Below are 22780 nucleotides of genomic sequence, written 5' to 3'. Positions count from 1 at the left end.
TAACTTATAATATAGTATGAGATTATATATGGTCGGGGATTAAAATTAGGAGGTACAATTTTGAGTTTAATTAAGAAAAAAAATAAAAATATTCGCATAATCCCCCTTGGTGGAGTCGGAGAAATTGCGAAAAATATGTATATCGTTGAAGTAGACGATGAAATGTTTATGTTAGATGCTGGTTTAATGTTCCCTGAGGATGAAATGCTAGGTGTCGACATCGTTATACCAGATATTCAATATGTTATAGAAAACAAACATAAACTAAAAGGAATCTTCTTGTCACATGGACATGAGCATGCAATTGGTGCGGTAACTTATGTGTTAGAACAAGTTGATGCGCCAGTATACGGTTCAAAACTAACGATTGCTTTAGTTAAAGAAAACATGAGATCACGTAATATAGATAAAAAAGTTAGATATTATACAGTTAATAATGAATCTGTTATGCGTTTTAAAGGTGTTAATGTAACATTCTTTAGTACAGCGCACAGTATTCCAGATAGTTTAGGCGTGTGTATCCATACTTCATATGGTTCAATCGTTTATACTGGCGAATTTAAATTCGATCAAAGTTTACAAGGTCATTATGCACCCGATTTAAAACATATGACTGAAATTGGTGCCGAAGGCGTTTTCGCACTAATTAGTGATTCTACAGAGGCAGAAAAACCCGGCTACAATACGCCTGAAAATGTTATAGAATCGCATATGTACGATGCGTTTACTAAAGTCAAAGGTCGTTTAATCGTTTCATGTTATGCCTCTAACTTTATCCGCATTCAACAAGTATTGAATGTCGCTAGCAAGTTAAATAGAAAAGTATCATTTTTAGGTAGATCTCTTGAAAGTTCTTTTAGTATTGCACGTAAAATGGGTTATTTTGATATACCAAAAGACTTACTCATTCCAATAAATGAAGTTGAAAACTATCCTAAAAACGAAGTTATTATTATTGCGACTGGTATGCAAGGTGAACCAATTGAAGCGTTGAGCCAAATGGCACAACAAAAACACAAAATTATGAATATTGAAGAAGGCGATTCAGTATTTTTAGCTATTACAGCATCTGCCAATATGGAAGTTATTATCGGCGATACGTTAAATGAACTTGTGAGAGCTGGTGCAGACGTCTTACCAAATAATAAAAAAATCCATGCATCAAGCCATGGTTGTATGGAAGAATTAAAAATGATGATTAACATTATGAAGCCAGAGTACTTCATACCTGTTAACGGCGAATTTAAAATGCAAATTGCGCATGCCAAATTAGCAAACGAAGCAGGCGTTCAACCTGAGAAAATCTTTTTAGTAGAAAAAGGTGACGTTGTTAATTATGACGGCGAAGAAATGATTTTAAATGAAAAAGTAAATTCAGGTAATGTGTTAATTGATGGTATTGGTGTTGGTGATGTCGGTAATATCGTCTTAAGAGATCGTCATTTGTTAGCAGAAGATGGCATATTTATTGCAGTAGTGACATTGGATCCTAAAAACAGACGCATTGCTGCTGGTCCTGAGATACAGTCACGTGGATTTGTATATGTGCGTGAAAGTGAAGAACTATTAAATGAAGCTGAAGAAAAAGTGCGCGAAATTGTAGAACAAGGACTCATGGAAAAAAGAATCGAATGGTCTGAAATCAAACAAAATATGCGCGACCAAATTAGTAAGCTGTTATTTGAAAGTACAAAACGTCGTCCAATGATCATTCCAGTGATTTCGGAAATCTAATATTAACACATAGTTGAAGAGGTTGAGACTTGAGCTTTAATCATATAGCGCAAAGTTTCTACCTCTTTGTGTCATTAATAGCGATTTATAAAATAGAAGTGTAGTTTAAATTCCGTTAGCATTACTTAAAAATTATTAGAATAAAACAATTTTAATGCAATGTGACACGTTAAATTTAAACAGCACTTATACATAGATTTAGTAAAAGAAGGTGTGAATTTTGCCACAAACGAAAAAAAGAACAACTGCTAAGAAAAAACCTACTAATACTAAAAAGAAAACGGCAAGTCGTAAAAACAAACAAGGTGATAACGCCTTAAAATATATTTTTGCGATAATTGTTATAATCTTAACGGTATTAGCTGTTTTTCAATTAGGCATTGTTGGTGTCATGTTAGATAGTTTTTTCAACTATTTATTTGGCATGAGTAGATATTTAACGTATATATTAATATTAGTAGCAACAATATTTATAACATTTTATAAAGGGATACCCAAGACTAGAAGAACGGTTGGCGCGATAGTATTACAATTGACTTTATTATTATTAACACAAATCGTATTTCATTTTGCTCATACAAGCCAATCTAAAAGAGAGCCAGTACTGTCATTTGTCTATAGATCTTACGAACATTCACACTTCCCAAATTTTGGCGGTGGTTTACTAGGATACTATTTACTAGAAATTTTAACGCCACTTATATCAATAGTTGGTGTGATTATAGCAACAATTTTATTAATTATTTCTAGTATTGTGTTGATATTAAAACATCGTCATAGAGATGTAGCTAAAAGTTTTTTTGATAACGCTAAAGTAAAAAGTGAATCTGCTTCTTACAAATTGAGTGAGAAAAGACAGCAAAACAAAGTTAAAAAAGAAGCTAGAGCAAGAGTGAAAGCAGAGAAAAAAGCAGAACAAGAAGCCGAAGCGAGTAATATAAAAGATGTGAGTGATTTACCAGAAGTAACTGAGAGCGAACAACAAACACCACAATCAGCGATTCCTATTTATGGGCATAATGATTCAGAAACTAAAGCTCAACAAAAATTACAAGAAAACGACAATGAGTCTGATAACAATAATCCTGCATTATCAGCTACTACTAGTCCTTCACGTAAAGATAGAATGCGCGATACAAACACTGAAGACGCTCAAGAAACTGAAGCAAATACTGATTATGATAATTCTGGCTCAATTTCTGATGCAGGAGAAGTAGAAAACGTAGCTTATAAGATACCGCCATTGAGTTTACTTAAGCAACCTGCGAAACAACAATCTACTTCTAAGACTGAAGTACAGAAAAAAGGACGTTTACTGGAAACTACACTGAAAAATTTTGGTGTTGATGCCAGAGTAACTCAAATTAAGATAGGTCCTGCAGTTACACAATATGAAATACAACCGGCACAAGGTGTCAAAGTAAGTAAAATTGTGAACTTAAATAATGACTTAGCATTAGCATTAGCAGCGAAAGATATCAGAATTGAAGCTCCAATACCTGGGCGTTCAGCGGTAGGTATTGAAGTGCCAAATGATAAAATTTCACTTGTAGCGCTAAAAGAAGTCTTAGACGAAAAATTCCCTGCTGAAAACAAACTAGAAGTTGGCTTAGGTAGAGATATTTCTGGCGATCCTATTACAGTCGAACTAAACAAAATGCCTCACTTATTAGTGGCTGGTTCTACTGGTAGTGGTAAATCCGTTTGCATTAATGGCATTATTACGAGTATTTTATTAAATGCTAAACCGCACGAAGTGAAATTAATGTTAATCGACCCGAAAATGGTGGAATTAAATGTCTATAACGGCATACCACATTTGTTAACACCTGTAGTTACCAACCCGCATAAAGCAGCACAAGCATTAGAAAAAGTTGTTGCTGAAATGGAAAGACGCTATGACTTGTTCCAACATTCTTCTACTAAAAATATAGAAGGTTACAACCAATATATTCGTCGTCAAAATGAAGAACTTGATGAAAAACAAGCAGAACTACCATATATAGTCACTATCGTTGATGAATTAGCCGACTTGATGATGGTTGCTGGTAAAGATGTCGAAAATGCCATTCAACGTATAACACAAATGGCACGTGCAGCAGGTATACATTTAATTATCGCTACACAACGTCCTTCGGTAGATGTTATTACTGGTATCATCAAAAATAACATTCCATCAAGAATAGCGTTTGCCGTTAGTTCACAAACCGATTCAAGAACAATCATTGATAGCGGTGGCGCGGATAAACTTCTCGGTAAAGGTGATATGTTGTATGTTGCTAATGGAGGTTCAATACGTACGCGTGTACAAGGCGCATTTTTAAGCGAACAAGAAGTACAAGATGTCGTTAATTACGTTGTAGATCAACAAAAAGCAAACTACGTTAAAGAGATGGAACCGGATGAACCTGTAGAGAAATCTGAAATGAAGAGTGAAGATCCGCTTTATGATGAAGCTTACTTATTTGTCATAGATCAACAAAAAGCAAGTACGTCATTATTACAACGTCAGTTCAGAATAGGTTATAATAGAGCTTCAAGATTGATGGATGATTTAGAAAGTAATCAGGTAATCGGGCCACAAAAAGGAAGCAAACCAAGACAAATATTAGTTGATTTAAATAGCGATGAGGTGTAAATATGGAATTAACTTCAGTGTATAAAGTTAAAGAATGGATTTTAAACCAAATTAAGGCCGGTAAATTAAATAATGGTGATAAACTGCCAAGTTATTTAAGCATTGCTAGAGACCTAAAAGTTAAAACAGATGATGTCTACGATGGCGTAGATGAATTGATAACAGAACAAATTTTAACTAATAATTTAGAGGAAGGTGTTAGTGTTAAACCACTACATCCTTTCCTTTACCCTTTAGGGGAATTAGTTAGTATAAGTAAAATGATTGAAGAGCAAGGTTATAATGCGGGTACTGAATTTATAAGTTTAGATGAAAAACCAGCTACTTCATTAGATGCTTATACGTTAGAAATTGAAGATAAAACACTCGTAACGATTATTGAGCGTATACGTACAGCAGATCAATTTCCTGTCGTTTATTGTTTGGATAAAATTCCGAATGATGATTTAACCTGTTTCCAATATCAAGAAAATCGACAATCCATTTTAAATGCGATTGAACAAAATTCTAATAAAGAAATTTGCTATGCTGAAACTGAAATAGAAGCGATAAGTTATGAACCGCATATCTCTGATTTATTGAATGCTTCGCCTCATGAAGGTTTAATGTTGTTAAAGTTAGTTCATTATGATCAAAATGATAAACCTGTATTTTATTCATTTAATTACTTTAAAAGTAGTTTAGTTAAATTTAAAACGGTAAGAAATAGAGTATAAACTAAAAATGAAAGTGGGGAAAATTATTGGAAAATATAAAACCACAAGATAATTTTCATGTAAGTGTGTTACCGACAACTAAGTTTAAAACGACGATGATTACATTGAAGTTTATGGCTCCATTAGATGATGAGACGATCACTTCTAGGTCGTTACTTAGTAAAATACTTATGAGGGCTACCGAAAAGTATCCTACAGATAAAGCTTTTAATAGAAAGTTATCTGAACTTTATGGTGCATATGTAAATAGTTATGTTTCTAAATTTAAAGATAAGCATGTCATTACTATATCTTTAGAGTTAGTTAACGAGAAATATTTAAAAGATACTACGCCTTTATTTGAACAAGGTATCGAACTATTAAAAGAAATGATTTGGCATCCATTAATTAAGGATGGCTTATTTGACGAAACGTTATTAGCACAAGAAAAGTCTTTATTAACTAAAAAATTAGAAGCAGTTGAAGATAATAAATCACAACTCGCTTTTCTAAATTTGCTTCAACATATGTTTGGTGACCAATCATATAGCCAACTTTCTACAGGGCAAGTAGAAAAAATAGCACATATCACGAACGAATCTTTATATAATACATATCAATCTATGATTGAAAATGACTATTGCGCAGTATACGTAGTGGGCAATGTCGATGAAACTGAAGTTAATTCAAATATAAATAAATACTTCAAATTAAAGCCATTTAAATTTGAATCATTCAATGACGTTCAAGTAAAACCTAAAAATCAATTACCGCATGTTGTAGTTGAATATGATGAAATTGATCAAGCGAAATTAAATATGGGTTTTAAATTCCCAAGCAAATTTGGAGAAAAAGATTATTTTACCTTTGTCGTATTAAACATGATGTTCGGTGGAGACCCATCATCAGTATTGTTTAATGAAGTACGCGAAAAACAAAGTTTAGCTTATTCAATACATTCACAAATTGATAGTAAAAATGGCTATATGTTTGTGTTGAGTGGAGTAGCCTCTGATAAATACGAGACTGCTCAAACGACGATAATTGAAGAATTTGAAAAGTTCCAACAAGGTGACTTTACTGATGAAAAAATAGATTTAGCTAAAAAAGTGATTATTTCACAACGACGAGAAGCGGAAGATAGACCTAAAAGTATTATAGAACGTTTAAATAATAACTTGCTACTCGAGTCAGATATGACAGAGTCTACATATATAGAAGGTATAATGAATGTTTCTCGCGACCAAATTATCGCTTTAGCCCAAGCAACTGTCTTAGATACTATATATATTTTGACTAAGGGAGGAGAAGCATAATGGAGGAACAATATTACCAACAAATAGACGAATATGTGTACAAAGAAACATTAGACAATGGTTTAGACGTTTTTATTATTCCTAAACGAGGCTTTCAAAAGACATTTGTTACATATACAACGCAATTTGGCTCATTAGATAGTAAGTTTAAACCTCATAATCAAGATTCATACATAACAGTTCCAGATGGTGTTGCTCACTTTTTAGAACATAAGTTATTTGAAAATGAAGAAGATGACTTATTTACAGCATTTGCAGAAGATAATGCGCAAGTCAACGCGTTTACAAGTTTCGACCGTACGAGTTATTTATTTAGTGCTACAGACCAAATTGAAACGAATATTAAGCGTTTACTCACGATGGTCGAAACGCCATACTTTACGAAAGAAACTGTAGACAAAGAAAAAGGTATTATTGCCGAAGAGATTAAAATGTACCAAGAACAACCTGGTTATAAAATCATGTTTAACACATTAAGAGCGATGTATGACACTCATCCAATTAAAGTAGATATTGCCGGTAGTGTCGACAGTATATATGAGATAACTAAAGATGATTTATATTTATGTTATGAAACTTTTTATCATCCATCTAATATGGTGTTGTTCGTGGTGGGCGATGTCGACCCAGTACAAATTTTAAATATCGTAACTGAACATGAAGATAAAAGAGATAAAGTAGCACAACCTGAAATACAACGCGATCCATTAATTGAAAAAGAAGAAGTTAATCAACAATTTGTGTCAGAAAAAATGAAATTGCAATCACCAAGATTAATGCTCGGTTTTAAAAATAAACCATTAGTAAATGCTTCTGCCGATCAATATGTACGCAAAGATTTAGAAATGACATTGTTTTTTGAACTTGTATTTGGTGAGGAAACAGATTTTTACCAATCGTTACTTAATAGTGAATTGATAGACGATACATTTGGTTATCAATTTATATTAGAACCAACGTATAGCTTTTCAATCATTTCAAGTGCGACTCAAAAGCCAGATGAACTAAAACAATTATTATTAGCAGAATTAGAAAAATCTCAAGGTAAATTAACAGATAATGAAGCTTTTGAATTGTTGAAAAAACAATTTATTGGAGAATTTATTTCAGGATTAAACTCACCAGAATATATTGCCAATCAGTATACTAAATTACATTTTGAAGGGGTAAGCCTATTCGATATGTTAGAAATAGTAGAAAATATTACGCTAGAAAGTGTTAATGACACTGCTAAACAATGTTTAAATTTAGAACAAATGGTTGATAGCCGTTTGGAGATGAAATAATATGAAAGCCTTGGTTATAGGCGGTTCTGGTTCGATAGGAAAAGCGATCGTTACACGCTTATTAGATGAAGGTTATGAAGTTATCGTGCAGTATAATTCGGCAAATTTAACTGACTTAACCAATCAATTTGAAAATCGTGCGGTGCAATTTGTACAATGCGATTTATTAGCAACATCTGATTATAATAAAGTTTTTGGTTTTATACATAATTTAGATTGCTTAATATATTCAGGTGGCAATGCGCTTTATGGACAAATTCAAGATATGCAGGATGAACAAATTGATGACGCTTATCGTCTTCATGTACGTGAATTTATAAGATTGTCTAAATATTTTGTAGATCAACTACGTCGCAGTGATAATGGTAGAATTATCGTGATTTCATCTATATGGGGTGAAACTGGCGCTAGTTTAGAATCAGTGTATTCGGCAATGAAAAGCGCACAAATTGGTTTTGTTAAAGCGATGAGTCAAGAATTAGCATTAACGACTGTTACGGTTAATGCAATTACTCCAGGTATTGTACGAGGGCGTATGTCTGAGGTGTGGAGTGATGAGGAATTGCAACATATCCTTGATGAGCTACCACAACAACGCTTAATTGAACCGGAAGAAATTGCGCATACTTGTGCATATCTTTGCCATCCTTTTGCTAAAAGTGTTACAGGTACCGTTCAAAAAGTTAACGGTGGTTGGTATTTATAAAAGTAAGCCGATAATTTGTTCCACGAAATTAATATTCAGTGTTATAATGACCATATAATTAAATGCAAACGATAACAAACATATATACGTCCGTTTGTATCATTGTTTAAACTTGTCACTGCTCGAAAACTAAGGGGTGTTAAATATGACAGTTACTACAAAAAAAGAATGGTATTTAGAATATGAAATTACTATGAACCGCGCAGGTTTATTAGGTGATATTTCAAGTCTTTTAGGCATGATGGGTATTAGTATTGTTACCATTAATGGTGTTGAACAAGCACGACGTGGTTTACTTATTAAATCGGACAACTTAGAAAAAGTTAGCCGTTTTGAAGGCATCGTAAGCGAAATCGACGATATTTCTATTACGAAGTTAAGAAAACCTGAATTACGTGACCGACTAGCCGTAAGACATGGACGTTACATAGAGCAAGATGCCGATGATAAAAAGACATTTCGTTTTGAACGCGAAGATTTAGGTTTGTTAGTAGATTTTATGGCGGAATTGTTTAAAGAAAACGGACATAAATTGATAGGTATTAGAGGTATGCCTCGCGTTGGTAAAACAGAATCAATCGTTGCTGGTAGTGTATGTGCGCACAAAAGATGGTTGTTTATTAGTTCTACACTTATTAAACAGACTGTGCGTAGTTCATTGATTAAAGGAGAATATGATTCTGACCATGTTTACATTATTGATGGTGCCGTTACCGCTAGAGAATCAGATTCTAAACACCAAGAGTTAGTGAAAGAAGTTATGAATTTACCAGCGATTAAAGTCGTTGAACATCCAGATTTATTTGTCGAAACAAGTGATTACGAAATGAATGATTTTGATTATATAATTGAGTTAAGAGAAAATAAAAACCAAGAAATTCATTATGAAGAAATGAAGAAAAATACTGTCAAAAGAAAAAATAATTTAGATTTTGGCGAAAATGGATTTGGTGACTTCGGTGATGGTTTTGGTTTCTTTTAATAAAATTGTAGTGAAGTAAGGAGTAATCTTGCCGTGAATACTATTGGTCAGACATTGAAAGGGCGCCGTGAACGTTTGGGCATGACGCTAAATGAATTAGAAGGTAAAACACATATTAAACGTGAAACGTTAAAGTTAATTGAAAACAATGATTTTAACGGCTTAAAAAAAGCTGATTATGCTGAAGGTTTCATTATTAAATATGCTAAGGCAGTTAATATTGACTCGGAGCAGCTGATTGATTCTCATAGAGACGAAATTCCGAATAGAAGAAATAGTGACATCAATGAAGCAATTCATGCTTTTTCTAATGGTGAAGCGCCGTCATATAGAAGAAAAGATAAAGAACCACTGCAATTGGCAGTCGTTATTAGTGCCGTTATTCTTATTACTATCGTGCTATGGATTTTAGCGGTAATCATATTATAAGAAGTCAACGAGTTAAGATATAAATAGAAAAGAGGATTTTATATGAACATACCGAATTGGATAACGGTTTTTAGGGTTATACTAATTCCAGTATTTTTAATTTTTGCATTGGCAAATTTTGGTTTTGGAACAGTGTCGTTTATCGGTGGTTATAATGTAAGAATCGAGTTAATTATAAGTGGCATAATATTTATAGTAGCTTCATTAAGTGATTTTGCCGATGGCTATTTAGCTAGAAAATGGCAATTAGTTACGAATATGGGTAAATTCTTAGATCCATTAGCGGACAAATTATTAGTATCTGCTGCACTTATTGCATTGGTACAAATAGACTTAACTAATTCTGTCGTTGCAATAATTATTATCGCTAGAGAATTTGCAGTTACAGGACTGCGTTTATTACAAATCGAACAAGGTTTCGTAAGTGCTGCAGGTCAACTTGGTAAAATTAAAACTGCAGTTACTATGGTAGCGTTAATTTGGATTCTATTGGGTGACCCATTAGCGACATGGATAGGTTTCCCATTAGGCCAAGTACTCCTTTATATTGGCGTATTCTTTACTATTCTTTCTGGTGTTGAATATTTCTATAAAGGCAGAGATGTATTTAAAGCAAAATAATATATTGTTATGAACTATGGCAGAAATCAATTTGGTTTCTGCCTTTTTTTAAATTGTACAAAAAGTCAGTAGGTAAAATAATTATTTTAATCATACGTAGCGTTTAATTTTCCCAATTACTATTCTTAGATTTTTAAAGAAATTTAGTTTTATAATAGAGGGTATAGTTAATACGTACATTGTATACATATTGAAGGAGGTAATGAATTGTGAAAGTTTCAATTATAGCAGTTGGCTCAGAGTTATTATTAGGTCAAATTGCCAACACTAATGGACAATACCTATCAAAACTATTAAACGGTATCGGTCACAGTGTGTTAGAACATGCTGTGGTAGGTGACAATCCTGAACGACTAGAACGTGTAGTGACGAATGCTTTAAATAATAACGACACCGTAATTCTAACCGGGGGATTAGGACCTACTAAAGATGACTTAACTAAACATACAGTAGCTAACATACTTGGTCGTTCTTTAGTTACAGATGACCAAGCATTAACGTATATCGAGGATTATTTTAAACAACAAGATCAAGTTATGACGCCTAATAATAAACAACAAGCATTAGTTATTGAAGGTTCAAAAGTATTAGAAAATAAGGTCGGCATGGCACCAGGAATGTTAGTGGAAACTGATGGCAAACGTATCGCCTTACTGCCAGGTCCACCAAAAGAAATGCAACCAATGGCTAAAAATGAACTATTACCTCATTTGCTAGATGGAGAACAAGTTATCTTTTCAGAACTACTTAGATTTGCTGGTATTGGAGAATCTCGCGTAGAAACGGAGCTAATGGATTTAATCGACGATCAAAGTAATCCAACAATTGCGCCATTGGCTGGGACACATGAGGTTAATATACGTTTAACTGCTAATGGACAAACTACGCGTGAATGCCATGATTTAATTGCGCCTATTAAGCAAGAAATTTTAACACGAATCGGTGACTATTATTATGGTTCAGATGATATTAAACTTGAACAAGCCGTTATGCAAAAAGTAGGTCATTCGTTTGCAATATATGATGGTGTAACCGATGGCAAGCTATATAGTAGATTGCAAGATTACAATGATGCAAATAAATTGAAAGGCATGTTACCTCATTCTGATAAGTTTATAACAAAGAGCAATGGTATCAATAATCAGTTAGCAGTCGGCGCAACGATTGTGAAAGATTTATTTGAAACAGAAATGGGAATTGCATTATTATATGACGATAGTAAAGTTTATTTAGGAATATTGTCAGAAGATAAATTACACGTACAATCATTCAACATTGCACAATCTAGAAACCTAATTAAATCTAGAACACCAAATTATGCGCTTATAAGATTACTAAATTTTATTAAACACTGATGGCATGGCGTAATTTTTAAATTATAGGTACGCATGTTCGATTATATGAAGTTTTAACAATTTAATAGCGAACAAATATTCGCAAAATGCTTGATAAATTATCATAATCCATGTATGATGTGATTAAGATAATTAATAGAGATTAAACTCATTTAGGAGGTTCATCATTGGATAACGATCGTCAAAAAGCTTTAGATACAGTAATAAAAAATATGGAAAAATCATTTGGTAAAGGTTCAGTTATGAAATTGGGCGATAATAAAGGGCGCAGAGTTTCAAGTGTTTCAAGTGGCTCAGTAACATTAGATAACGCACTAGGAGTAGGCGGATACCCTAAAGGTAGAATTGTTGAAATTTATGGACCAGAAAGTTCTGGTAAAACTACTGTTGCGCTACACGCCATTGCAGAAGTGCAAAGAAAAGGCGGTATTGCAGCATTTATCGATGCTGAACATGCGCTAGATCCAGTTTATGCAGAAGCTTTAGGCGTAGATATAGATAATTTATATTTATCTCAACCTGACCATGGTGAACAAGGTCTTGAAATCGCAGAAGCCTTCGTGCGAAGTGGCGCAGTGGATATCGTAGTAGTCGACTCTGTTGCAGCATTAACACCGAAAGCCGAAATTGAAGGTGAAATGGGAGATACACACGTTGGTTTACAAGCACGTCTAATGTCTCAAGCATTACGTAAATTATCAGGTGCGATTTCTAAATCAAATACAACAGCAGTATTTATTAACCAAATCAGAGAAAAAGTCGGCGTTATGTTCGGTAACCCTGAAACAACACCTGGTGGCCGTGCGCTTAAATTCTATAGTTCTGTAAGATTAGAAGTTCGCCGTGCAGAACAATTAAAACAAGGACAAGAAATTGTCGGTAACAGAACAAAAATTAAAGTAGTTAAAAACAAAGTTGCACCACCATTTAGAGTTGCCGAAGTAGATATTATGTATGGTAAAGGTATATCTAAAGAAGGCGAATTAATTGATTTAGGTGTTGAGCACGAAATCGTAGATAAATCAGGTGCTTGGTATTCTTACAATGGAGAACGTATGGGTCAAGGTAAGGAAAATGTTAAGATGTTCCTTAAAGAAAACCCTGAAATCAAAAAAGACATTAACCAAAAATTACGTGAAAAATTAGGTATATTTGATGGTGATGTTGAAGAATCAGAAAGTGAAGATAACGTTCCAGATTCATTATTTGATGAAGAATAATATAATATAGCATTTCATTAAAAGAGAAGTTTTATCGCTTGAAGATAAAACTTCTCTTTTTTGCTTAATGTGCGAATATTAAAGTCGTAAAATTTTTGAGATAATAAGGTGAGTTTATTGATTGAATATAAATAGATACAGCTAAGATAAATTATAAATGAGCAACCTTCGAAAAGTGCATTATAGCAACGTTTAATTATTATTTAATAGCATAAATGATTCATTTATTAGTTATAATAAAAAGTAATTAAGATATTTTTAAATACTATTAAAACGCTATTTAAAATGAAATTATATTATTGTAGGTTGATACCTTGACACTTCTTAGTTTTTAAACGTACAATTACATTGTATGATTATTATATAGTTCAATAAAATCATATTTATTTTTATATAAAGCGCAAATCCTAGAAAAAGGGGGGTGTTTATGTGAATTTATTAGGCCTCCTACTCATTTTGCTAGGAATTATTCTGGGCGTTGTTGTAGGGTATTTTATTGCCCGAAATTTGTTGCAACAAAAACAAATCCAAGCAAGACAAACTGCTGAAGATATCATCGATCAGGCGAATAAAGAAGCAGATAATGTAAAAAAAGAAAAACTACTTGAAGCAAAAGAAGAAAACCAAATCTTAAAAGAGCAAGTTGAAAATGAACTTCGTGAAAGACGAGGAGAACTTCAAAGGCAAGAATCTCGCCTACTTCAAAAAGAAGAAAATTTGGAACGTAAATCTGATTTGCTTGATAAAAAAGATGAAATTTTAGAGCAAAAAGAATCTAAACTTGAAGAAAGACAACAACAAGTAGATGCAAAAGAGAGTAGTGTTCAATCATTAATAAATAAACATGAACAAGAATTAGAACGCATCTCTGGTCTCAGTCAAGAAGAAGCAGCTAACGAGCAACTTCAAAGAGTTGAGGAAGAACTGTCACAAGATATTGCAATACTTGTTAAGGAAAAAGAGAAAGAAGCAAAAGAAAAAGTCGATAAAAATGCAAAAGAGTTATTAGCAACTACTGTACAAAGATTGGCGGCGGAACATACGTCAGAATCAACAGTATCAGTTGTTAATTTACCTAACGATGAAATGAAAGGTCGAATTATTGGTAGAGAGGGTAGAAATATTAGAACTCTTGAAACGCTTACTGGTATCGACTTAATCATAGACGATACGCCTGAAGCGGTAATTCTATCAGGATTTGACCCAATCAGACGTGAAATTGCTAGAACAGCATTAGTAAATCTTGTTTCAGATGGAAGAATCCATCCTGGACGGATTGAAGATATGGTAGATAAAGCTCGAAAAGAAGTAGACGATATTATAAGAGATGCAGGGGAACAAGCTACATTTGAAATAAATGTGCATAATATGCATCCAGATTTAGTAAAAATACTAGGTCGTTTACAATATCGTACAAGCTATGGCCAAAATGTGCTTAAACATTCTATTGAAGTGGCATATTTAAGTGGCATGCTTGCTGCTGAATTAGGTGAGGATGTATCATTAGCTAAACGTGCGGGACTACTTCACGATGTTGGTAAAGCAATTGATCATGAAGTTGAAGGCAGCCATGTTGAAATTGGTGTGGAATTAGCGAAAAAATACAATGAAAATGAAACAGTAATTAACGCTATTCATTCACACCATGGTGATGTAGAACCTACATCTATAATATCTATTTTAGTAGCAGCTGCAGACGCATTATCAGCAGCTAGACCTGGCGCTCGTAAAGAAACTTTAGAAAACTATATCAGAAGACTAGAGCGTTTAGAAACTTTATCAGAAAGTTACGATGGTGTAGATAAAGCATTTGCAATACAAGCTGGTAGAGAAATTCGAGTAATTGTATCACCGGATGCTATAGACGACTTAAAATCACATCGCTTAGCAAGGGACATAAAAAGTCAAATTGAAGATGAACTTCAATACCCTGGCCATATTAAAGTGACTGTTGTTCGTGAGACTAGGGCAGTTGAATATGCAAAATAAAAAGGTTGCCAATATGGCAACCTTTTTTATATACATTCATTATTAAAATAATAAAATTATGTGAGTTCTAAATCAGTTTTCTTCACTTCTTGAATAATTTCAGCTGTATCATAAGAATTTGTTGAAATATTAGAATAACGTTCCGCTAAACGATAAGCGTTAATATAAAGTTCTAAGCTTTCTTTAGCTACTTCCTCAGCATCATCACTCTTAGAAGGATTTGCTGAAACTACTAAGTTTGCAAAATTTTCGGGATCAATATTAATTGACATGAATTATTTACATCTCCTAATAAATTATTTTAAGCTTACAATATTTCAATTACCACGTGAACACAACTTAAAACAAAATATCTAGCAAATATCTAACAAATATCTAACATAAATTTTTACATTATACTTTCCTAAAGTCGAAATATGCATTAAACTAGCACTGAGAAAGGATGACTCGCAGTGAGAATATTATTTATAGGTGACTTGGTTGGCAAAATTGGCAGAGAGGCGATTAGTACTTATTTAACTAAGTTGAAACAACATTATCGTCCAACGGTCACGATAGTTAATGCTGAAAATGCCGCACACGGCAAAGGCTTAACAGAGAAGATTTATAAGCAATTATTAAGAGAAGGCGTCGATTTTATGACTATGGGCAATCATACTTATGGTCAGCGCCAAATTTATGACTTTATAGACGATGCCAAAAGAATGGTCAGACCTGCAAACTTTCCAGATGAAGCGCCAGGTGTTGGTATGCGTTTTATTCAGATAAATGACATTAAACTAGCAATCATTAATTTGCAAGGTCGTGCTTTTATGCAAGACATAGATGACCCATTTAAAAAAGCAGATATATTGATTGAAGAAGCGAAAAAAGAAACGGACTATATTTTCGTGGACTTTCATGCGGAAACAACATCGGAAAAAAATGCAATGGGTTGGTATTTAGATGGTCGTGTAAGTGCGGTGGTCGGGACACATACTCATATTCAAACTGCAGATGAAAGAATATTACCAAATGGCACTGGTTATATTACTGATGTTGGTATGACTGGATACTACGATGGCATTTTAGGTATTAATAGAGACGAAGTAATCAATAGATTTATTACGAGTCTACCGCAAAGACATGTACTTCCAGAAGAAGGTAGAAGTGTACTGTCTGGAGTCATTATTGATTTAGATAAAAACGGACAGACTAAACATATTGAACGTGTGTTAATTAATGACGATCATCCGTTTAATTAGTATCGTCCATTAGTATGAAAATAAATTTTAACCGCGCTATACATAGTAATAGGGTGGTTTTATTTGGTATTATTAAAGATGAACTATTTTACCACTAGGAGGCAAGTTGATATGAAATCACAAGTATCATGGAAAGTGGGCGGCCAACAAGGTGAAGGCATTGAATCAACTGGAGAAATCTTTGCTACGGCGATGAACCGCAAAGGCTACTATCTATATGGCTATAGACATTTTTCTAGTCGTATAAAAGGTGGACATACAAACAATAAAATTAGAGTATCAACAACGCCTGTCCATGCGATAAGCGATGATTTAGATATTTTGATAGCTTTTGACCAAGAAACTATCGAAGTGAACCATCACGAAATGCGAGAAGATAGCGTTATTCTTGCAGACAGTAAGGCGAAACCTGAAAAGCCTGAAGATTGCAAAGCACAATTAATAGATTTACCTTTTACTGCAACTGCCAAAGACTTGGGCACTGCATTAATGAAAAATATGGTAGCAGTGGGTGCTACTTGTTCACTTATGAATTTAGATACTGCAACTTTTGAAACTTTAATCACGAATATGTTTGAAAAGAAAGGCGATAAAGTTGTAGAAATGAATATACAAGCATTAAATGAAGGTTATCGTTTGATGCAAGAACAATTAGAAACAGTTACTGGTGACTTCGAATTAGACAATACTAACGAAAATCCACATTTATATATGATTGGAAATGATGCGATTGGTTTAGGCGCATTATCTGCAGGTTCAAGATTTATGGCTGCATATCCTATTACTCCAGCATCAGAAATAATGGAGTATATGATAGAGAACTTGCCTAAAGTTGGAGGTACAGTTGTGCAAACTGAGGATGAAATTGCTGCTGCTAATATGGCAATTGGTTCTAACTATGCTGGTGTACGTTCATTTACAGCAAGTGCTGGGCCAGGTTTGTCCTTAATGATGGAAGCAATTGGTCTGTCTGGTATGACTGAAACACCATTCGTCGTAATTAATACGCAACGTGGTGGTCCATCTACAGGTTTACCTACTAAACAAGAGCAATCAGATTTAATGCAAATGATTTACGGGACACACGGAGATATTCCTAAAATTGTAGTAGCACCGACAGATGCAGAAGATGCTTTTTATTTAACGATGGAAGCATTTAACTTAGCTGAAACTTATCAATGTCCAGTAATCGTACTAAGTGATTTACAATTATCATTAGGTAAACAAACGGTGAAACAATTAGATTACAATAAGATAGAAATTAATCGTGGTGAATTACTACAAAGTGACATTGAGAGAGATGAAGATGATAAAGCTTACTTCAAACGCTATGCTTTAACAGAAAGCGGTGTATCTCCTAGACCAATACCAGGATTAAAAGGTGGTATACATCACGTTACAGGTGTTGAACATAACGAAGAAGGTAAAACGAGTGAAGCGGCAGACAATCGACAACAACAAATGGAAAAACGTATGCGTAAAACACAACACTTATTGATTAATGAGCCAGTTGAAATAGACGAAGCACATTCTGAAGCGGATATTTTATATATAGGCTTTATTTCAACTAAAGGTGCTATTCAGGAAGGAAAGGAACGTCTGGAAAAACAAGACATCAAAGTTAATCACATACAGATCAGACAATTACATCCATTCCCGAATAAAATTATTCAAGAAGCAGTTGATAAAGCATCAAAAGTAGTTGTCGCTGAGCACAACTATCAAGGTCAACTTGCAAATATAATAAAAATGAATGTAAATTTAGGCGATAAATTAGTAAATCAAACGAAATATGACGGTACGCCGTTCTTGCCTCATGAAATTGAAGAAAAAGGTTTAGCAATAGCTAAAGAAATTAAGGAGCTGGTTTAAGTGGCAACATTTAAAGATTTTAGAAATAATGTGAAGCCCAACTGGTGTCCAGGTTGTGGTGATTTTTCAGTACAAGCCGCGATTCAAAAAGCTGCAGCAAATGTAGGACTGGAACCAGAAGAAGTTGCGATTATCACAGGCATAGGTTGTTCTGGACGATTGTCTGGTTATATTAATGCATATGGTGTACATGGTATACATGGTCGTTCATTACCATTAGCGCAAGGCGTGAAGATGGCAAATAAAGACTTAACAGTTATTGCTTCTGGTGGTGACGGTGATGGCTATGCTATCGGTATGGGCCATACGATCCATGCTTTACGCAGAAATATGAATATGACTTATATTGTCATGGATAACCAAATATATGGTTTAACTAAAGGACAAACTTCACCTTCATCAGCGCCAGGTTTTATAACGAAGTCAACGCCTAAAGGAAATATCGAACAAAATGTAGCCCCATTAGAAATTGCTATTTCTTCTGGTGCAAAATTTGTAGCACAAGGATTTTCTAGCGATATCAAGGGCTTAACTAAAATGATAGAAGATGCGATTAATCATGACGGCTTTTCATTTGTGAATGTATTCTCTCCATGTGTAACTTACAATAAAGTAAACACTTATGATTGGTTTAAAGAGAACTTGACTAGCATCGATGATATCGAAGATTATGATGTTACAGACAAGCAAAAAGCAATGCAAAATGTTTTAGCTTATGAGTCATTATTAAAAGGTATTGTATACCAAGATACAGAAACGCCTTCATATGAATCTCAAATCGCAGAACTAGACGATACACCTTTAGCTAAAAAAGATATTAAGATTGATGAAAACCAATTTAATGAATTAATTGGACAATTTGTATAATTAACTATGTAAGTAAACCTAGAGCGAGTTTTGTCAATAAAACGTTCTAGGTTTTACTATGTGGAATAAAACCCGGAGGGAGATGAACCATGGTAGACAAGTATCAGTCAATGACCCAACTTTTTCAGTACAATCAAGAAAATGAAGATTTTTGCATTGAACTCATCGATAATTCGAGCCCAAACCTCATTACTGCCGTTCATGGAGGCGCAATTGAACGTGGTACATCTGAACTCGCTCAACTCATAGCGCGTAAAGGTGATTTTTCATTTTATACTTTTAAAGGGTGTAAAAGAAATAAAAATAATGAATTGCATGTAACTTCAAGACATTTTGATGAACCACAATTATTACAAATGGTACCTCGAAAAAAGCATGTACTTTCAATACATGGTTGTAATGGGACAAAAGAAGTTATATATATCGGTGGGCGAGATAAAGAATTAAAAGCAAAACTAGCACAAGCGTTTACTAATATAGGCATAACAGTGGCACCTGCACCTCACCATATGTCAGGTATACATAAAGATAATTTTGTTAATCAAAGTACGACTTCACAAGGAGTACAATTGGAAATTACCGTTGCACTACGTAAAAAACTATTTAAAAATAATAAATTTAATTTATACGATAGAGAAGATGAAACAAATTGGTCTCCACGCATGCATGAATTAGCCAATACATGTGCTGAAATATTAGGGCAATTAAAATAATTTATATTAATCTTTTTGTTATTCTATATAATTAATAGCAAAAAATAAGCAATACTCGATTTTAACTATCTCATAAGCGCTTAATTTGTTAAACTTAAATAAAATTAATGAGGGGGCGATTGTTATGGATGATACATTAATGAGTATTCAAATTATACCTAAAACGCCTAACAATGAAGATGTTATACCTTACGTAGATGAGGCAATCAAAATAATACAAGATTCAGGTTTACCATATAGAGTGGGACCTTTAGAAACTACAATTCAAGGTGACATGAATGAATGTCTTATTTTGATTCAGAAATTAAATGATCGTATGGTTGAGCTAGAAGTACCAAGCACGATTAGCCAAGTAAAGTTTTATCATGTACCTGAAGGGATAACGATTGAAACATTAACTGGTAAATATGACGAATTTTAACAACATACCCCAAGAGTAATTCAATTTTCTACTTTGTGATTAAGTCACTTCAATTTTATATTCATTTTGCACTTTGATATTAAATTTAATATAATAAAATAATGGTTTACGGCATATAACTAGCACGCCATAAGCAACGCTTCACAGAGAAGTGTTGTTCGTGCTTTGACATAGAAAGGGTTTTGTAAAGTGAATGAAGAGCAGAGAAAGCATACTTCAATTAACATATTAGATGAACGTGATAAAAAAGCTGCTAAGAAAGAAACAAAAGATTACAGTAAGTATTTCGAACACGTTTATCAGCCACCAAGTTTAAAAGAAGCAAAAAAACGCGGTAAAGAAACAATTAAATACAATGATGATTTTCAAATAGAAGAAAAATATCGCAATATGGGGAAAGGGAAAACTTTCCTAATTAAAACATATGGCTGCCAAATGAATGCACATGATACAGAAGTTATGGGGGGCATATTATCTGCATTAGGATTTGAAGCCACTGACGATATTAATACAGCTGATGTTATTTTAATTAATACTTGTGCAATAAGAGAAAATGCCGAAAATAAAGTGTTCAGTGAAATAGGAAATTTAAAACATCTTAAGAAAGAACGTCCTGAAACGCTAATTGGTGTTTGTGGTTGTATGTCACAAGAAGAATCAGTAGTTAACAAAATTTTAAAATCTTATCAAAACGTTGATATGATTTTTGGTACTCATAATATACATCGTTTACCTCAAATATTAGAAGAAGCGTATTTAGCAAAAGCAATGGTTGTCGAAGTGTGGTCTAAAGAGGGCGATGTCATTGAAAACTTACCTAAAGTAAGAGCTGGTAATATTAAAGCGTGGGTTAATATTATGTATGGTTGCGATAAATTCTGTACATACTGTATCGTGCCGTTTACAAGAGGTAAGGAACGTAGTAGACGACCAGAAGATATTATCGATGAAGTGAGAGACTTGGCACGTCAAGGTTATCAGGAAATCACTTTACTAGGACAAAACGTAAATTCCTACGGTAAAGATATCGACGGGCTTGACTACGGTTTAGGTGATTTATTAGAAGATATTTCAAAAATTGATATTCCTCGTGTAAGATTTACAACAAGTCATCCATGGGATTTCACTGATAGAATGATCGATGTGATTGCGAATGGTGGCAATATTGTCCCTCATATACATTTACCAGTACAGTCAGGTAATAACCAAGTATTAAAAATTATGGGACGTAAATATACACGCGAAAGTTATTTAGCATTAGTTAATAGCATTAAAGAAGCTATTCCTAACGTAGCGTTAACGACGGATATTATTGTTGGTTATCCGAATGAAACGGCAGAACAATTTGAAGAAACGTTATCGTTGTATGATGAAGTTGAGTTTGAACATGCATATACTTATATTTATTCACAACGTGACGGCACTCCAGCTGCTAAAATGAAAGACAACGTGCCGCAAGACGTCAAAAAAGAACGTTTACAAATATTAAATAAAAAAGTCGGTTATTATTCAGAAAAAGCAATGAGCCAATATGAAGGTGCTACAGTAAATGTTCTTTGTGAAGGAACAAGTAAAAAAGATGATACTGTATTATCTGGTTATACTGAAAAGAATAAACTAGTAAACTTTAAAGCACCTAAGTCTATGATTGGTAAAATTGTAAAAGTAAAAATAGACGAAGCAAAACAATATTCATTAAATGGTACTTTTATTGAAGAAACTAATAAAGCTGTGGTGACCCATTAGTGTATAGTAAAGAAGATATTTTAGCTGAAGCAGATGACATTGTAGCAAAAATTCAATCACTTGATACGGTACGTGATTATCATGATGTAGAACAACAAATTCATAACAATGTTAATATTGAAGCACGTATGAAAGAGTTAAAACGTAATCAAAAACAATCGGTTAATCTGCAAAATTACGGCAAAACTGAAGCTTTGAAACAATCAGAAGGTAAAATAAGTGGGATTGAGCAAGATATCAATGCACTGCCCATCGTTGAAGAATTTAGAGCATTACAATATGAAGCCAATGATTTATTGCAAATGATGATTAGTACAATGGCTGATCAATTGAATCGATTGCATGAAAATGACGACAATAAATAAATTGTGAATCGTAAGAGGGAAGGGTGAAGCTAAGTTGAACACAAAAAAATTAACATTAACAGCGATGTTTATAGCTATAAATGTTGTGTTAAGTAGTATCGTAGTTATACCATTAGGACCAATTAAAGCTGCTCCAGTTCAGCATTTAATCAATGTATTATGTGCCGTTTTTGTTGGGCCTTGGTTCGGACTGGCACAAGCTATTATTTCATCGGTGTTACGATTAATTTTTGGTACAGGTAGCGCCTTTGCCTTTCCTGGAAGTATAATCGGTGTGTTACTTGCAAGTGGATTTTACTATTATCGTAAGCATATTTTTATGGCTGCGGTTGGAGAAGTTATTGGTACAGGTATTATTGGTAGCTTAATGTGTATACCAGTGGCTTGGATTATTGGGTTAGATAACTTTGTAGTTAAACCTTTAATGTTAGCTTTTATAGTTTCAAGTGTTATCGGTTCCGTTATAAGCTACATCATCTTAATGATTTTAAAACGTAAAGGATTATTAAAAAAATTCTTATCATAAATATTAGACGACACGAGATTTTAACATTTAATTTTGAGTTTCCTAAGATTGTTTA

General features: G+C 33.6%; 21 protein-coding genes. 20 read left to right on the top strand and 1 reads right to left on the bottom strand.

Going from position 1 to position 22780, the window contains the following annotated elements; translation table 11 throughout:
* The first annotated feature begins 60 nt into the window (after positions 1–60).
* From rnjB to rny, 12 genes are all read left to right on the top strand, one after another.
* Complete coding sequence (gene rnjB / locus C7J89_RS09415) at positions 61–1734, top strand: ribonuclease J2 (protein WP_103294801.1); 1674 nt, start codon at positions 61–63, stop codon at positions 1732–1734.
* Between the two features lie 220 nt (positions 1735–1954).
* Positions 1955–4372 (top strand): DNA translocase FtsK, encoded by a 2418-nt coding sequence (locus tag C7J89_RS09410; protein WP_103294802.1) that lies wholly within the window; start codon positions 1955–1957, stop codon positions 4370–4372.
* A gap of 2 nt (positions 4373–4374) precedes the next feature.
* A complete protein-coding gene (locus C7J89_RS09405; RefSeq protein WP_103294803.1) occupies positions 4375–5088 on the top strand; it encodes a GntR family transcriptional regulator in 714 nt (237 codons plus the stop codon).
* Between the two features lie 26 nt (positions 5089–5114).
* Positions 5115–6383, top strand: a complete 1269-nt coding sequence (gene yfmF, locus C7J89_RS09400; RefSeq protein WP_233432429.1) for an EF-P 5-aminopentanol modification-associated protein YfmF — start codon at positions 5115–5117, stop codon at positions 6381–6383.
* Positions 6383–7669 (top strand): EF-P 5-aminopentanol modification-associated protein YfmH, encoded by a 1287-nt coding sequence (gene yfmH / locus C7J89_RS09395; RefSeq protein ID WP_103294804.1) that lies wholly within the window; start codon positions 6383–6385, stop codon positions 7667–7669. The genes yfmF and yfmH overlap by 1 nt, the downstream gene beginning before the upstream one ends.
* Before the next feature lies 1 nt (position 7670).
* Positions 7671–8375 (top strand): elongation factor P 5-aminopentanone reductase, encoded by a 705-nt coding sequence (ymfI, locus tag C7J89_RS09390; protein WP_103294805.1) that lies wholly within the window; start codon positions 7671–7673, stop codon positions 8373–8375.
* Positions 8376–8520: 145 nt separating this feature from the next.
* Positions 8521–9357 (top strand): DUF3388 domain-containing protein, encoded by an 837-nt coding sequence (locus C7J89_RS09385; RefSeq protein ID WP_103294806.1) that lies wholly within the window; start codon positions 8521–8523, stop codon positions 9355–9357.
* Between the two features lie 33 nt (positions 9358–9390).
* Positions 9391–9786, top strand: a complete 396-nt coding sequence (locus C7J89_RS09380; RefSeq protein WP_061854810.1) for a helix-turn-helix domain-containing protein — start codon at positions 9391–9393, stop codon at positions 9784–9786.
* A gap of 42 nt (positions 9787–9828) precedes the next feature.
* On the top strand, positions 9829–10407 hold the full coding sequence (pgsA, locus tag C7J89_RS09375; RefSeq protein WP_061854809.1) for a CDP-diacylglycerol--glycerol-3-phosphate 3-phosphatidyltransferase: 579 nt from the start codon (positions 9829–9831) through the stop codon (positions 10405–10407).
* A 209-nt stretch (positions 10408–10616) separates the two neighbouring features.
* Positions 10617–11762 (top strand): CinA family nicotinamide mononucleotide deamidase-related protein, encoded by a 1146-nt coding sequence (locus tag C7J89_RS09370; RefSeq protein WP_103294807.1) that lies wholly within the window; start codon positions 10617–10619, stop codon positions 11760–11762.
* 167 nt (positions 11763–11929) lie between these two features.
* Positions 11930–12982 (top strand): recombinase RecA, encoded by a 1053-nt coding sequence (gene recA / locus C7J89_RS09365; RefSeq protein WP_061854807.1) that lies wholly within the window; start codon positions 11930–11932, stop codon positions 12980–12982.
* A 429-nt stretch (positions 12983–13411) separates the two neighbouring features.
* Entirely contained in the window at positions 13412–14971 is a 1560-nt protein-coding gene (rny, locus tag C7J89_RS09360; RefSeq protein WP_061854806.1) for a ribonuclease Y, read from the top strand.
* A gap of 56 nt (positions 14972–15027) precedes the next feature.
* Here the strand turns inward: rny and C7J89_RS09355 are convergent, their stop codons facing one another.
* Positions 15028–15243: a hypothetical protein gene (locus C7J89_RS09355; RefSeq protein WP_061854805.1), complete on the bottom strand. Its 216-nt coding sequence runs from the start codon at positions 15241–15243 to the stop codon at positions 15028–15030.
* Between the two features lie 180 nt (positions 15244–15423).
* On the opposite strand from C7J89_RS09355, the gene C7J89_RS09350 reads away from it, so the two are divergent.
* From C7J89_RS09350 to thiW, 8 genes are all read left to right on the top strand, one after another.
* Positions 15424–16215, top strand: a complete 792-nt coding sequence (locus C7J89_RS09350) for a TIGR00282 family metallophosphoesterase (protein ID WP_103294808.1) — start codon at positions 15424–15426, stop codon at positions 16213–16215.
* Positions 16216–16326: 111 nt separating this feature from the next.
* Positions 16327–18087, top strand: a complete 1761-nt coding sequence (locus tag C7J89_RS09345) for a 2-oxoacid:acceptor oxidoreductase subunit alpha (protein ID WP_103294809.1) — start codon at positions 16327–16329, stop codon at positions 18085–18087.
* Complete coding sequence (locus C7J89_RS09340; RefSeq protein WP_103294810.1) at positions 18088–18954, top strand: 2-oxoacid:ferredoxin oxidoreductase subunit beta; 867 nt, start codon at positions 18088–18090, stop codon at positions 18952–18954.
* An 89-nt stretch (positions 18955–19043) separates the two neighbouring features.
* Positions 19044–19667, top strand: a complete 624-nt coding sequence (locus C7J89_RS09335) for a poly-gamma-glutamate hydrolase family protein (protein WP_103294811.1) — start codon at positions 19044–19046, stop codon at positions 19665–19667.
* Between the two features lie 124 nt (positions 19668–19791).
* Entirely contained in the window at positions 19792–20088 is a 297-nt protein-coding gene (locus C7J89_RS09330) for a thiamine-binding protein (RefSeq protein ID WP_061854800.1), read from the top strand.
* A gap of 189 nt (positions 20089–20277) precedes the next feature.
* On the top strand, positions 20278–21834 hold the full coding sequence (gene miaB, locus C7J89_RS09325) for a tRNA (N6-isopentenyl adenosine(37)-C2)-methylthiotransferase MiaB (protein ID WP_103294812.1): 1557 nt from the start codon (positions 20278–20280) through the stop codon (positions 21832–21834).
* A complete protein-coding gene (locus C7J89_RS09320) occupies positions 21834–22199 on the top strand; it encodes a YlbF/YmcA family competence regulator (protein WP_103294813.1) in 366 nt (121 codons plus the stop codon). Before miaB ends, C7J89_RS09320 begins: the two co-directional genes overlap by 1 nt.
* Before the next feature lie 34 nt (positions 22200–22233).
* A complete protein-coding gene (gene thiW / locus C7J89_RS09315; RefSeq protein ID WP_061854797.1) occupies positions 22234–22725 on the top strand; it encodes an energy coupling factor transporter S component ThiW in 492 nt (163 codons plus the stop codon).
* Positions 22726–22780: the final 55 nt, after the last annotated feature.

Origin of the sequence: Staphylococcus kloosii (assembly GCF_003019255.1) — a bacterium.
Taxonomy (GTDB): Bacteria; Bacillota; Bacilli; order Staphylococcales; family Staphylococcaceae; genus Staphylococcus; species Staphylococcus kloosii.
The sequence above is the reverse complement of the archived record's forward strand: the minus strand, read 5'-3'. Positions and strand labels throughout refer to the sequence as shown.

Excerpts from the sequence above, each read along its gene's own strand:
- C7J89_RS09405 (WP_103294803.1), top strand. The coding sequence starts at position 4,375 with ATGGAATTAACTTCAGTGTATAAAGTTAAAGAATGGATTTTAAACCAA.
- C7J89_RS09330 (WP_061854800.1), top strand. The coding sequence starts at position 19,792 with ATGGATGATACATTAATGAGTATTCAAATTATACCTAAAACGCCTAAC.
- pgsA (WP_061854809.1), top strand. The coding sequence starts at position 9,829 with ATGAACATACCGAATTGGATAACGGTTTTTAGGGTTATACTAATTCCA.
- yfmH (WP_103294804.1), top strand. The coding sequence starts at position 6,383 with ATGGAGGAACAATATTACCAACAAATAGACGAATATGTGTACAAAGAA.
- C7J89_RS09345 (WP_103294809.1), top strand. The coding sequence starts at position 16,327 with ATGAAATCACAAGTATCATGGAAAGTGGGCGGCCAACAAGGTGAAGGC.
- ymfI (WP_103294805.1), top strand. The coding sequence starts at position 7,671 with ATGAAAGCCTTGGTTATAGGCGGTTCTGGTTCGATAGGAAAAGCGATC.
- C7J89_RS09355 (WP_061854805.1), bottom strand. The coding sequence starts at position 15,243 with ATGTCAATTAATATTGATCCCGAAAATTTTGCAAACTTAGTAGTTTCA.
- C7J89_RS09335 (WP_103294811.1), top strand. The coding sequence starts at position 19,044 with ATGGTAGACAAGTATCAGTCAATGACCCAACTTTTTCAGTACAATCAA.
- C7J89_RS09385 (WP_103294806.1), top strand. The coding sequence starts at position 8,521 with ATGACAGTTACTACAAAAAAAGAATGGTATTTAGAATATGAAATTACT.